Consider the following 14,287-nt stretch of genomic DNA (forward strand, 5'->3'; position numbering starts at 1 on the left):
CTAAAAATAAATTCTTAAATTATAGTAAATTTACGTCTCCTCCCAAATTTAAATGAATATTCGAATACTCATATTTTTAATAGCGCTGCTATCATTTCAACTTGCCATTTGTCAAGATATTGAGCATTACCAATATGTCTTAGCAACAACAAATGACCTAGACAAAAAGCTAGAGTCGCTTGATTCATTGTTGTCAAAAACATTTGAAAAAGATGATGAAAAATTCATTAAATATAGCTTGGAATATATTGACCTAGCAAAAGAAAGCGACCTTTTTGAAGATGCTGCCAAAAAAGCTATCAATCTTCAATTTCCACTTACCACATCTGGCAAAGATCCATTTAAAGCAGCAACAGTCCTAACCAGTATTCTTGCTAATAAGTATAAAATTAAAGACAGCTTTCTTTTAGGTAGTTTATACTACAGAAAAGGTAAGGCTTATCATGGTGTCTCATTCGAAGATGCCGTAGAAAACTACGCGCTTGCTATTGAAAACTTTGCTGAAAAAGATATACTCCATAAAGCAGATGCCTATCTATATAAAGGACATGCCAATTCAAACTTAGGGAACTTCATTCAAGCTGGCAGCGATTATAATAAAGCATACAATTTATATGAAGCCAGTGGTGACATTCAATATATGCTCTACGCTCGACAAGGAAATATTACTATGCTGAGTAAAAACGGATTTTATGAGGATGCAGAAAAAGAACGGAAAAAATTTATAAATGAGGTTCTTAAGTTAAATAGACCTGAAGATTTAACAGTAGCCTATTATAATCAAGCCCTTGATTATAAACATACTGGCAAGTATGATTTAGAATTAGAATACTTAGAACTAGCAGAACAAAATGTAAAGGATTTAAAAGATGCTGATTTCATGATATTCATCAGCGCACTTTTATGTGAGTATTATATTCGTGAAAACAATTTGAAAAAAGCAATTGAAAATTACGAGATCATGACTGCTATTAGCTTTGACAAAACTAGCGAATTCGATAAAGCTTTAGTTTTCAATGGAGCGAGCGCACGGTATTTTGAGAAAATGGGAGAGTATGAAAAAGCGCTTCAAGCTGGTTTGGAGAAGCTCAAATTAGCAAAAATGTTTGGCCATAATGAAGAAATTATAGATGCCCACCAACTACTCGCCGATATATATACAAAACTGGGCAACTTTGAAAAAGCGCTTTTTAATAAAGACGAGTACATTAATTTAAAAGAAAAAACATTCAGTAAAACAAACCTTAACTCATTAGCACGTTATCAAACGCTTTACGAGACAGAAAAGAAAGAAAAAGAGCTCGTAGAGAAAACCGCAAATATTGAACGTCTACAAGCGCAAAATAGCGAGTTCAAAAAACAATCCATATATCTAAGCGTAGCCGGGGTTCTACTCTTTGGAATCATTCTATTATATCGAGCGCAACGGCATCATAAAACCAATAAAATATTACAAGAACGTTTTAGTCAAGATTTACTCATCTCTCAAGAAGAAGAACGAAAACGAATTTCTAGCGACTTACACGACGGTCTCGGACAACGTTTACTTGTGCTCAAAAACAAGCTCATAGCCAAAGGAGATTTAGAGAGTCAAAAAATGGTCGATACCACCATTGAGGAAGTAAGGACAATTACACGAGATCTTCATCCTTTTCAACTACAAGAACTTGGAATTACAAAAGCCATAGAGCACACCATTTCAGAAATAGATGAAAATACTACCTTGTTTATTTCTTCGGAAATAGATAACATCGATAACGTTTTTTCAAAAGAACAAGAAGTAAACATTTATCGTATTGTGCAAGAAGGGCTGAGCAATGTAGTAAAACACGCTAAAGCCGAAGCCACAAAATTGACCGTTAAAAAGGCAGCAAATTCGGTAATCATTGCCATTAGAGATAATGGGGACGGATTTGACTTTCCAGAAAAGTATAATGACACAAAATCATTAGGATTAAAAACGTTGCTTGAGAGAACAAAGTTTTTAAATGGCCAGATGAAGGTACAATCCAAAAAAGAAAACGGTACCTTACTAGAATTTCAATTTCCAATTTAATGTACAGAAAATCAATTATAATAGCAGACGACCATCCATTGCTCTTAAAAGGGTTAAATGATTTTCTAACAGAAAAAAAATACAACATTGTTGGGAGCGCCGCTAATGGCAACGAGGCAGTAGAATTAATTATAACATTAAAACCTGAAATAGCAATACTCGATATTCAAATGCCATTTATTTCCGGAATTGAAATTGCAAAATTGTGTAAGGCAAATGCCTATAAAACCAAAATTGTACTCATCACACTTCACAAAGAAAAAGAACTCTTTAAAAAAGCAAAAGACTTAAATATTTATGGATATATATTAAAAGAATTTGCGCTCGAAGAAATCGAAAATTGCATTAAAACAGTAAGCCAAGGACATCAATATTTTAGCGAGAATATGAAAAAACTTCTCGGTGTTGAGCCAATAAAAGATAGCTCAATAAGCATGCTTACACCTTCTGAAAAGAAAATACTAAAACTAATCGCTCAAGACATGACAAACAAGGAAATTGCTTCTCTCCTTTTCATTTCATATAGAACAGTAGAAAAACATCGTAGTAACATAATAACAAAGTTAAATTTAGAACCGAAGACAAATAGCTTGCTCATTTGGGCAAAAAAACATCAATCTTAAGACCCTCTTTTACTACAAAACACGTAAAAACACTCATAACCCTTTCCTCTAAAATCCCGATATTTGTTGCGAAATCATTTTTTAAATGAAGGACAATATGGAACATACAAGCGGATACTCGAGCAAACGACTTTTGTTTATTGTTTTAATAATTATTGTAATTAGCGTTATTGGTATGAATGTCCTTAACTATTTTATTTAAATTTTTTCAATAAAAAAGCCCGCAATCAAACTAATGATTGCGGGCTTTTTTATTTTCAACGACGTTTACTCAGCCGCTTCCATATTGATGTCTTCTTCATGAAGCTCTTCTTTAGGATTTCGCAATCCATGAATCCACATCTTCATTCGCATAGCAAGATAAAATAAAACCGGTACTACAATCAAGGTCAAGAAAGTGGCTATAAACAACCCATAAATCACAGTCCACGCTAGAGGACCCCAGAAAATAACATTGTCTCCTCCCATATATATATTAGGGTCAAACTTACTAAACAATGAAAAGAAATCAATATTCAATCCTATCGCTAAAGGTATTAATCCAAGAATAGTTGTAATTGCAGTTAATAAAACGGGGCGCAAACGCGCTTTACCAGCTTTAATAATACTTTCTAATAAATCTTCTTTTTCTAAATATTCTTTATCATCTATATTGAGTGTATTTTTCTTTCTATCAATGAGTAGCTGGGCATAATCCAAAAGCACCACCCCATTATTGACAACGATACCTGCTAACGAAATAATTCCCATCATCGTCATTAAAATAACAAACGAAGATCCGCTAATCACAATGCCTCCAAAAACTCCAATCAAACTTAAAAAGATAGCTACCATTATAATCGCTGGCTTAGAAATAGAGTTAAATTGAAATATCAATATCAAGAAAATCAAGAATAACCCGCTAAAAAATGCTCCCATTAAAAATGCTTGCTCTTTATTCTGCTCCTCCAATTGTCCTGTATAATCAATCTTAATATCGTCTGGCATTCCTTCGTAGCTCTTCATGGCGTCTTGTACTTCGGCGACAGCGGCACCAGCATCTGTATACCCAGGCTTTAATCCAGAATATACAGTCACTACTCTTCTTGTATCTTTATGTTTTATAGCGCTAAAACCAGAACTATTTTGCTGCGTCGCCACGGCACTTACTGGAATTTCTCTCATCTGTCCAGTATTCGTTCTAAACGTCATTGTTTGATTGAACAGCGCACTTTTATTGTACCGGCTATCTTCATTAAAACGAATATAAATATCAAAATCATCACCGTCTTCTTTGTAAACGCCTGCTTTTGTACCAAAAATTGAATTACGCAATTGTTGTCCTACTTGTCCAGCACTTACGCCCAACTCTCCCGCTTTTTCTCTATCAACAATCACTTGCATTCCCGGCTTGTCTTTATTAACATCGATTTTCAGCTCATCAATTGCTGCAATGTTCTTTGTATTCAAAAACTTGCGCATATTTTCGGCAGTGGCAATCAATTCACTATAATCTTCGCCTTCGAGTTCTATGTTTACAGCAGCTCCTTGAGGGGGACCATTGGCATCTTTTTCTACCGAAACCAATAACCCAGGGTAAATACCCTCCAGTTCTTCCTGAACTTTTTTCCTTAGCTCCTCACTGTCCTCACCACGTCTATATTTGTATTCTCGCATAGATGCAGTAATTTTTCCTTTGTGAGGCATCTCAGCAGCAGAGCCTCCATCGGTTTGAGGATTTCCTGCTCCAGCACCAACTTGAGAAACCGTACTCTCTACTAGAAAATTGTAATCGCCATCTCTATAACTATCATCGTTGAGCACACTAAAAACTCTTTTTTCCACTTCCTTAGTTATTGCGTTTGTCTTCTCAATCGCGGTACCTTCTGGATATTCTAAATACACAATAATTTGATTGGGCTTGTTATCTGGGAAGAATTCAATTTTAGTTCTTTGAGCGGCAACAGATCCTCCAAATGCGGCAATGGATCCAATAAATAATAATAGTGCCAATACCGAAATAAAATAAGGCCGCTTGCCTTTAAATGCTCTGGTTAAATTGCGCTCATACCAGTTTTCTAATTTTACTAAAGATTTTTTCTGAAATCTATTCGCCATTTTACGGAGTACCAATCGATACACCCATAGCATCCCAGCAACAACAATCATAAGAACTCCAATCCCTCTGTAATCACCGCCAATGATGGCAATGAAAAGTCCAATTCCTCCAACGATTGCTGAAATTTTAATCAAATTATTAATAGGCATATCCTTATCCTCGGTCGTCATAAATTGTGATACCAAAACCGAATTAAAGAAAATAGCCACAAATAAAGAAGACCCTAATACTACGGAAAGTGTAATGGGAAAATAAATCATAAACTGTCCCATCAATCCCGGCCATAATCCTAAAGGAATAAATGCCGCCACCGTTGTTGCTGTCGAAATAATAATAGGAAATGCAATTTCACCAATTCCTTTCTTCGCAGCTTCAGTCCTGCTCATTCCCTCTTCATCCATTAAACGATATACGTTTTCAACAACTACAATACCGTTATCCACGAGCATTCCAAGCCCCATAATCAATCCAAACAAAATCATTGTGTTGAGGGTGTATCCCATCCAACTCAATATCATCAATGACATAAACATGGACATCGGGATAGCAAAACCAACAAAAAGTGCGTTTTTAAATCCTAAAAAGAACATCAATACAGTAACAACTAAGATAATCCCAAAAATGATATTATTAACCAAGTCGTCAACCTGACCAATTGTTTTTGAAGATTGGTCGTTTGTAATGGTCAACTCTAAATCTGAAGGAAATTTGTTCTCTTTTGCCTCAGCAACAATAACGTCAATTTTTTCTGCTGCAGCGACCATATTTTTACCAGATCGTTTTTTTACATCTAGCATCACTACTTGTTCTCCAAACTCTCTAGCAAACGTAGTTTTATCTTTCTCTTTAAAAGAAACCGATGCTACATCTTCAAGATATACTGTGTTTCCATCTTCATTTTTAACAACAAATTTATTAAGCTCTTGTGGAGATTCAATTTCACCTAAAATCCGGATGGTCCTTCTTTGTCCGCTTGCTTTAAAATTTCCGGCGGACATTGTCATATTTCCATTGCTGATAGCATTTTGAATGTCAGCAAAACTTACATTGCTCGCCATCATTTTATAGATATCTACAGCGACCTCAACCTCTTTTTCTTGAGCACCACGGATGTCCACCTTTTTTATTTCCGATAGGTTTTCAATTTCATCTTGAAGGTATTCACCAAATTCTTTTAACTGCATGACAGTATAATCGCCAGAAATGTTAATGTTGAGAATAGGCATTTCTTCACTTATACTCAATTCAAAAACGTTAGGTTCTATTTTTGCACCATTAAAAGTAGGCCAATCTTCACCGGAAGTCTCTCCATCTATTTCATCTTTTACTAATTGTTTTGCTTGCTCAACGGGGATATCATCGTCAAATTCAATGACAATCATAGAGTAATCCTCTTGCGAAGTAGAGGTTAACTCTGTAACACCGCTCACGGTTTTCAATTTATCCTCTAGAGGGTCAGTAATTAGCTTTTCAATATCCTCGGCGGTGTTTCCAGGGAATAATGAACTAACGTAAATTTTAGTCTCTCTAATTTCGGGAAAAGACTCGCGAGGCATTGAATTGTAAGCGCTGTAGCCCATAAATAATATGAGCACCATTGCTGCATAAATGGTGGTTTTATTATTGATTGCCCAACTGGAAAGTTTAAATTCCTTTTCGGTATTTTTTTTCTTTTTTGCCATGATATTGTTTCGTGGTAACGAACGTATTTATGGTTAATATGAAATTAATTTTACAGTCTGCCCATCTTTTACACTTCTAGCTCCTTCTTTAATAATTTCATCTCCGGGCTTTAGACCTTCAAGCACCTCAATATCATCCCCTTGAGTTTTGCCTGGTTTAATAATCACCCTTTTGGCCACTGCCTCTTCATTATTTTTTTCTGAAAGCACATACACATACTGTTCTCCATTTGCATTTTCACTAATAATACTTTGGGGAATCAAAATAGAATTAGGACGTGTATAATCGTTGATTTTAAGTCTTGCTGTCAAATTAGGTTTTACGTCTTTTTCCTTGTTGGGAATGTCGATTTCAATTTTAAATGTTCTATTGTTTGGGTTGATAAAACTCCCTGTTTGACTCACTTTAGCATCCATTTTTTTATCGAGCACAGGGAAAAACACCTCTACATTTTTTCCAGTCACAACATCTGAAAGATACGTCTCAGGGACGTCTGTTTTAATGTGCATATCGTCCAAACTTACAATACGCATCAAAGAAGTCATTCCTGGAGAAACTACACTACCGCGTTCTGTAATTAGGTCATCAATTGTACCTGAAAAGGGTGCTCTCACATTCGATTTTCCTATTTGCTGCTGCATAGAACTTATAGCTTTTAATTGACCTTCATAAGCCGATTTTGCCTGCAAATATTGAATCTCACTTCCTATTTTCTGGTTCCAAAGTCGTTCTTGTCTTTCAAAAGTTGTTTTTGCCAAATCTGCTTGTACTTGCATTTGAGCAAGTTGTTGGCTCATTCCACCATCATCAACTTTAGCCAATATTTGACCTTTACTTACTTTTTGACCTTCTTTAACATATACATGAGTTAGAACGCCACCCATCTCTGGTGTGATTACAATATTTTCGTCCGTTTCTACGTCACCTTGTAATTCTATAAAATGTTCAAAAAGCGTGTCTTTTGCTATAAATGATGTTACAAGAGGTTTGTTTTTATCTGGATTGAGCTCGCTGAGTTTTGCATCGAGCTTTTTCAACTCAGCATTTATTTCTTGTTGTTGTGCAACAAGTTCTTCTCTTTTTGAAGTAATAGCTTCTGCATCATTAGTTTCTAATAAAGTTGCTACAGATTGTTCCTCGCTATTTCCACACGAAGCAAGTACTAAGGCTATACTAAAAAGGATGATTAATTTTTTCATTGGTATATTTCGTTTAGTTGTATTAGTATCTATTTTTTATTTCTTCTGAAGTTACTCTCAATTGCGGGGTGTTCAATACCGTTTCAATTTCAGCTTTGCTATTGATTAAGTCTAGCATAGATTGAAAATATTGTTGTTGTGCACTGTATAATTGCGTTTGTGCCTGTCGCAAATCAAAACTTGTGCTTAGACCTTCGGTAAATTTTATTTGATTTTTACCTTCAATACGCATGGCCAAATCAATATTCTTCTTTGCATTCTCGTACTTTTCAATAGCAAATTGATAGTTACTTTTTGCTGAATTTAATTCAAGGTTGACACGTTGTTTTGTTTCTTCAAGTTCAGTTTGTGCTTGGTCAAGTGCAATTTTGGCACGTTGCGTTCTGGCATTTCTAAGTCCGCTACTAAAAATCGGGACATTAAGACTAAACCCTAAAATTGACGATTGAAACCATACTTGGTTATCATTTAAAAAAGTAAACTTATCGCTATTGGCAGCAGTTCCATAATTGATAAAAGCGTTTAAACTTGGCAGTGCTTTGCTTTTTTCAAGTTGCATTTCGAGGTCTCTTTGTTCGGTAAGGTTTTGTGCAATTTTATAGTCCACATTTTCCTCCACGTTTAAATTTGAATCTAATAATTCTAGACTTACTTGGCGCATTGCTAATGCATCTAAATCGTCTGTAAATGTAACAGGTGTCTCTACATCAATACCCAGTGCGACATTAAACATTTGTCTAGCTATCATTGCAGAACGGCGGGCGTTGCTCAATTGCGTGTCAACATCAAGTAATGTTAATTGTAATTGTTCTACGCTTTCTTCTTCAGTAAGACCATTTTTAAAAATTTCGTTTGTTTCAAAAAGGTTTTTTTCTAAAGCAGCTTTATTCTTTTCAAAAATCGCTATTAATTCTTCTGACAAAAGCACACTTCCGTAAGCATTTATGACTCCTTTTCTTACTTCTAGATTTGTCTTTTCATTAAAATTTTCGCTGTAGCGTAAAAAAGATTTTGCAGCTTTTAAACCTACTAGATAGCTTCCGTCAAAAATCAGTTGGTTTAATGTCGCCACTGCATTTGCAGTTTGTTTTGTACCAAATACAACTGGAACAAAAGTGCCCGGTTCTCCGCCAGTAATTTCGGCAGGCAAAAGGGTTACAGGTCGTTTAATGTTGTTATTGTAAGAAATATTACCACTTACCTGTGGGAGTCCAGATGCGGTAGTTTCCCATTTTTGTTGGAGCGCTTTTGCAATTTCCCTACGCGAATTGATAGCCGTATAATTGCTGTCTAGCGCAAAGGTGACGGCCTCTTCGAGCGAAAAGGAATACTCCATTTTTTGAGCCGTAGCGCTAATGGAAAGCGCAGTGAATAAAATAATGAGGTAGTTTTTCATTAGTCTTGGTTTGATTGTATGATTTGGTTGAGTATTTTTCTTCCCGCTGGCGTAACAATGCCACGCAAGTGATATTCTAGGTACATTTCAGAAAGCGAATCTACAGCAAACATGGAGGGAGGAAATAAGTCTTCTTCCTTGATTCCCGTAATTCCTTTAAAATATATTCGAGAAACAAATTGGACGTCAATATTGTCACGATATAATCCTTGCTCGAGTCCCTTATTTAAATTTTTCAAAACGCATTCCTGCATAAATCCAAATTGTCTCCTTTTAATATTCCCATGGATTGCTGGATAGTATTTTTGAAGTTGGTGAAAAGGTGATGCCTTTTCATTACAAATATGCTCCATCACGCGCTTTTTTATATCGTATAACTCCTCAATAGGATTCTTATGCATATCACAAATACACGCAATATCATTGGTAATTGTTTCAAAAATAGCATCGGTCACCACAGCAATAATAGTTTCTTTATTGCTGAAATGTGTATAAATTGTTTTCTTAGAAATACCTATTTCATGTGCAATGTCATCCATGGTAACACTCTTGAAACCAAGGGTCATGAACATTTCGGTAGCTTTATGTATAATCTGTTCTGTCATATTGTGACCGCTAAGGCGGTTATCTCGAACGCAACAAGTGCGATTCACTTAAATTTTCGACAAATATACTTTGGAAACTATAAATACCAAAAAAGTTTCCAAAGTTTTTGCAATTATTTAACCATTTGATTAAAAGCTGTATAAATATATAGGTGTCAATATTTCGCATCAAATTTGAACTCATTGCACCCTCTTGTAGTATTTTTGCAATCAAAATTTGCCAGATGATCCAACTTCAAAAATATAGTGACGCGCTTCTTGAGCATCTTGATGCCACAGTGACCGTAAAAGAGCCCGTTCAATTATATGAACCCATAAAATATATTTTGACGTTGGGCGGTAAGCGATTGAGACCTTTGCTCACCTTGATGACGGCAGATTTCTTTTCATCCGATTTTAAAAAATCAATGAATGCGGCTTTAGCGGTAGAACTTTTTCATAATTTTTCATTGATACACGACGATATTATGGATGACGCGCCTTTGAGAAGGGGCCGCATGACCGTACATGAAAAATGGGACTTAAATACTGGAATTCTCTCTGGCGATGCAATGTTGATTTTGGCCTACCAACTCTTTGAAGATTATGAGCCACAAATGTTTCAACAGCTTGCAAAGTTGTTCAGTAAAACGGCACTCGAGGTTTGTGAAGGGCAGCAATATGACGTGGATTTTGAAACTCGGGACGATGTAACAATCCCAGAGTATATTAAAATGATTGAGTACAAAACCGCAGTGTTAATAGGTGCTGCGATGCAAATGGGAGCGATTGTTGCGGGTGCATCTGAGTCTTGTAAAGAAAATATTTATGACTTCGGAAAATATCTGGGCATTGCTTTTCAGTTGCAGGATGATTACTTGGATGCTTTTGGGAATCCTGAAACTTTTGGAAAACAAGTGGGTGGTGATATTATCGCAAACAAGAAGACTTTTTTGTATTTAACGGCACTTAAAAATAGTTCTGTTTCCGATGCTGAAATTTTAAGAAATCATTTTGAAAGCACTCCAGAAAATCCTTCAGAAAAAATTGAAATCGTAAAGCAATTATTTAAACAAACCGGCGCTGCCGAAGCTACCGAAAAGGAGATAGAGCGCTATACTGAAAAGGCTATTTCAGTCTTAAATGAAATTAAAATTTCCGAAGACAAAAAAGAAGAGTTACAAGATTTTGCGGGTTGGTTGATGAAGCGAAAGGTTTAAAAATATATCCGCACAAATGGCGCCCAAGCAGTGTTATAAATATCGTCTTCATCGTTGAACAATAAATTATACCTGATGCCGATAGCACCTTTGCCTACGCGATAGCCGGCACCCACAAAGAGCGCTGTGTTCCAAAAATCTCTACTCAAATCGCCATCGATAAACTCTATGGTTTGTGAAACATACGCTTCTTCAAATTCCGCAGACAATTGAATTTCGGGAATAGGATTTGCAAGTGCAATAACACTTAAGCCCACAAGGCTACTCTTAAAATCGTTCCCACTTTCATAACTATATTGTAGCCCGGGACCTACCGCAAAATATTCATTGAAGTTATAAATAGCACTTGGCACAATCAAACCGCTAAAATAGCCGTTGCCAAAATTAATCCCTATACCTCCACCAATATCCACATTGTCCCAAAAGGAGCTTTTTGTTTCCTGCGCTCTCGTTTGTAAACTTGTAAAAGTAAGGAGCAAAATAAAGAGACCTAAAAATTTACACACATTTTGAGTAGTAAACATTATGATGAATTTAAGATTTATACCCCATAAATATACAGAAACCAAAGATGTAGTTTCTCGATTTGTTGTATTTTTGTACTGTTTTTTAAAACCCGTCAGCGTTCCACCTTATGGATAAATATTCTTTTCTAAATGCCATCCACCCCGAGCAAATCTCGGAAATGTATAACAAATATCTTCAGTATCCAGATAGCGTTGAGCCTAGCTGGAGAGCCTTTTTTCAAGGATTTGATTTTGGTGTTGAAAGTGGAGGTTCAGTTGAGGAAGCCTTTGGGAGTGCAACAAATGCCGAAGTTCCAGAACATGTATTAAACGAATTTAAGGTCATCAAACTTATCGATGGCTACCGCACCCGTGGGCATTTATTTACAAAGACAAACCCCGTTCGCGAGCGTAGAAAATATGCCCCTACATTGGCGTTGGAGAATTTTGGATTGAGCGAAGCAGATTTGCAAACGCAATTTGAAGCAGGTTCTATTTTAGGTTTAGGAAAAAACACCTTAGCCGAAATAGTAAAACACCTAGAAGCCATTTACTGCGATTCTATTGGGATTGAGTATATGTACATCCGTAATCCAGAAGAAATTAAATGGATTCAAGACTGGCTGAATAAAAATGACAACCACGCTAACTATTCAGCACAGCATAAAAAACACATATTGGGCAAATTAAATCATGCGCTTTCTTTCGAGACTTTTTTACATTCAAAATATGTAGGGCAAAAACGTTTTTCAATAGAAGGAGTTGACGCCTTAATTCCTGGCTTAGATAGCTTAATGGAAAATGGTGCCGAAAAAGGTATTGAACAGTTTGTAGTAGGTATGGCTCACCGTGGTAGACTTAACGTACTTACAAATATCTTCGGGAAAGCACCCGAAAAAATATTTAGTGAATTTGACAGCAAAGAATACGACGAAGCCGAACTTTTTGATGGTGATGTAAAGTACCACATGGGTTGGACAAGTTTTAGAGAGACGAATGGTGGCAAAAAAGTACGTATGGACTTAGCCCCCAATCCTTCACATCTTGAAACTGTGAATGCTGTTGTTGGAGGAATTGCAAGAGCTAAAATTGACAATCAATTGGGCGGCGATGAGAAAAAAATCCTCCCTATTCTTATTCATGGAGATGCTGCTATTGCTGGACAAGGCGTAGTATATGAGTTTATACAAATGGCGCAGCTGGAAGGGTATCGCACAGGAGGATCCATTCATGTTGTAGCTAACAACCAAGTGGGCTTTACAACGAATTATTTAGACGCACGTTCGTCAACCTATTGTACAGATGTGGCTAAAGTAACGTTGTCACCCGTATTACACGTAAATGCTGATGATGTTGAGGCAGTTTGCCACGCATTCTCTTTTGCATTAGATTTTAGAATGAAGTTTGGAAGAGATGTCTTTATTGATGTTTTAGGATATAGAAAATACGGGCATAACGAAGGTGACGAACCTCGTTTTACTCAACCCCAGTTATACAAAGCCATTGCAAAACACGAAAATCCGCGTGATATTTACGGCAAAAAATTATTTAAAGAAGGAATAATTGAAGAAGGCTACGTAAAGAAAATTGAAGTCGCTTATAAAGACGACCTTGAAAACGACTTGGAAGCCTCACGTAAAAAAGATAAAACAGTAATTACTGAAATTCTTGCTGACGACTGGGATGGATATGTTTTAGGAAAAAAGGAAGACATTTTAACTAAAATGGACACTACATTTCCGCAGAAAAAACTAGATGCTTTAGCTGAAGGAATTACCAAACTACCAAAAGATAAAAAATTCATTCGTAAGATTGAGCGCATTATTGCAGATAGGCACACACGCTACACCGAAAGCAACAACTTAGATTGGGCAATGGGCGAACTACTTGCCTATGCAACCTTAATGGAAGAAGGTTTTGATGTACGTATGACAGGGCAAGACGTGGAACGTGGGACATTTTCACACCGTCACGCTACCATAAAAACCGAAAATGATGCCGAGGAAATAAACCTCCACAACAATCTTGATGTTGAAGGGCACATGTATATATATAACTCACTATTATCTGAATATGCAGTGGTAGGTTTTGATTATGGATATGCGATGGCTACTCCAAAAACATTGACACTTTGGGAAGCGCAATTTGGTGATTTCTCAAACGGAGCACAGATAATGCTCGATCAATATATTAGTGCGGCAGAAAGTAAATGGAAAACCCAAAATGGACTCGTAATGCTACTTCCACACGGCTATGAAGGTCAAGGTAGTGAGCATTCCAGTGCGCGAATGGAACGCTATTTACAATTGTGCTCAAGAGACAATATGATTATGGCAGACGTGACAACGCCAGCCAACTTTTTCCATCTTCTTCGTAGACAGATGAAGTGGAATTTTAGAAAGCCACTCGTGGTTTTCACACCAAAGAGTTTATTACGCCACCCAAAAGTTGTTTCAACAAAAGAAGAACTGGCAACGGGTGAATTCCAAGAGACTATAGACGATGCGCAGGTGGACAAAAAGAAAGTGACTTCGGTGGTGTTTTGTACTGGAAAGTTCTATTACGATTTGCTAGAACGTCGCGAAGAAAATGGTCGTGATGACGTGGCATTGGTGCGTATTGAACAATTATTCCCATTGCCAATAGACCAATTGAAGGATATCATCAAAGGCTATCCAAAAGTAAAAGAATATGTTTGGGCGCAAGAAGAGCCAAGAAATATGGGTGCTTTGAGTTTTATGTTGATGAATTTTGATTTCGTTAAACTAAGAATGGCATCAAGACGAGTGTACAGTTCGCCAGCAGCTGGAAGCAGCACACGTTCTAAGGCAAGACACAAAAAAGTAATTGACAGCGTGTTTGACGCGACATTAGAATAAGAGTAAAGCTTACGCGAAAATTTTAATGAGACAACACAGTCGT

The 14,287-nt window shown here is 36.5% G+C and carries 9 protein-coding genes; 4 read left to right on the plus strand and 5 right to left on the minus strand.

Features of this window, described 5'->3' with window-relative positions; genetic code table 11:
- Positions 1–52 precede the first annotated feature (52 nt).
- Together ACSHW7_RS01615 and ACSHW7_RS01620 are read left to right on the plus strand one after the other, a co-directional pair.
- The gene (locus ACSHW7_RS01615; RefSeq protein ID WP_435677569.1) at positions 53–2,056 is read left to right on the plus strand and encodes a tetratricopeptide repeat-containing sensor histidine kinase; all 2,004 of its coding nucleotides are present in this window, start codon (positions 53–55) and stop codon (positions 2,054–2,056) included.
- The gene (locus ACSHW7_RS01620; protein ID WP_435677570.1) at positions 2,056–2,679 is read left to right on the plus strand and encodes a response regulator; all 624 of its coding nucleotides are present in this window, start codon (positions 2,056–2,058) and stop codon (positions 2,677–2,679) included. Before ACSHW7_RS01615 ends, ACSHW7_RS01620 begins: the two co-directional genes overlap by 1 nt.
- A 267-nt stretch (positions 2,680–2,946) precedes the next feature.
- Here the strand turns inward: ACSHW7_RS01620 and ACSHW7_RS01625 are convergent, their stop codons facing one another.
- Genes ACSHW7_RS01625 through ACSHW7_RS01640 form a run of 4 tightly spaced genes read right to left on the minus strand, consistent with a single transcriptional unit; the run spans position 2,947 to position 9,660 of the window.
- Positions 2,947–6,459, minus strand: a complete 3,513-nt coding sequence (locus ACSHW7_RS01625; protein WP_435677571.1) for an efflux RND transporter permease subunit — start codon at positions 6,457–6,459, stop codon at positions 2,947–2,949.
- A gap of 33 nt (positions 6,460–6,492) precedes the next feature.
- Positions 6,493–7,659 carry an efflux RND transporter periplasmic adaptor subunit gene (locus ACSHW7_RS01630; RefSeq protein ID WP_435677572.1) on the minus strand — a complete coding sequence of 389 codons (1,167 nt, stop codon included), beginning with the start codon at positions 7,657–7,659 and terminating at the stop codon, positions 6,493–6,495.
- A gap of 22 nt (positions 7,660–7,681) precedes the next feature.
- Positions 7,682–9,055 carry a TolC family protein gene (locus ACSHW7_RS01635; protein ID WP_435677573.1) on the minus strand — a complete coding sequence of 458 codons (1,374 nt, stop codon included), beginning with the start codon at positions 9,053–9,055 and terminating at the stop codon, positions 7,682–7,684.
- Complete coding sequence (locus ACSHW7_RS01640) at positions 9,055–9,660, minus strand: TetR/AcrR family transcriptional regulator (RefSeq protein WP_435677574.1); 606 nt, start codon at positions 9,658–9,660, stop codon at positions 9,055–9,057. Before ACSHW7_RS01640 ends, ACSHW7_RS01635 begins: the two co-directional genes overlap by 1 nt.
- Positions 9,661–9,884: 224 nt before the next feature.
- Between ACSHW7_RS01640 and ACSHW7_RS01645 the strand changes: the two genes are divergently transcribed.
- A complete protein-coding gene (locus tag ACSHW7_RS01645) occupies positions 9,885–10,859 on the plus strand; it encodes a polyprenyl synthetase family protein (RefSeq protein WP_435677575.1) in 975 nt (324 codons plus the stop codon).
- Here ACSHW7_RS01645 and ACSHW7_RS01650 read toward each other — a convergent pair.
- Positions 10,856–11,383 (minus strand): hypothetical protein, encoded by a 528-nt coding sequence (locus tag ACSHW7_RS01650; RefSeq protein ID WP_435677576.1) that lies wholly within the window; start codon positions 11,381–11,383, stop codon positions 10,856–10,858. The two genes, ACSHW7_RS01645 and ACSHW7_RS01650, sit on opposite strands and share 4 nt — an antisense overlap.
- Positions 11,384–11,493: 110 nt before the next feature.
- Between ACSHW7_RS01650 and ACSHW7_RS01655 the strand changes: the two genes are divergently transcribed.
- Positions 11,494–14,244 carry a 2-oxoglutarate dehydrogenase E1 component gene (locus ACSHW7_RS01655; protein WP_435677577.1) on the plus strand — a complete coding sequence of 917 codons (2,751 nt, stop codon included), beginning with the start codon at positions 11,494–11,496 and terminating at the stop codon, positions 14,242–14,244.
- Positions 14,245–14,287 lie beyond the last annotated feature (43 nt).

Origin of the sequence: Patiriisocius sp., from assembly GCF_051252435.1 — a bacterium.
Lineage (GTDB): Bacteria > Bacteroidota > Bacteroidia > Flavobacteriales > Flavobacteriaceae > Patiriisocius.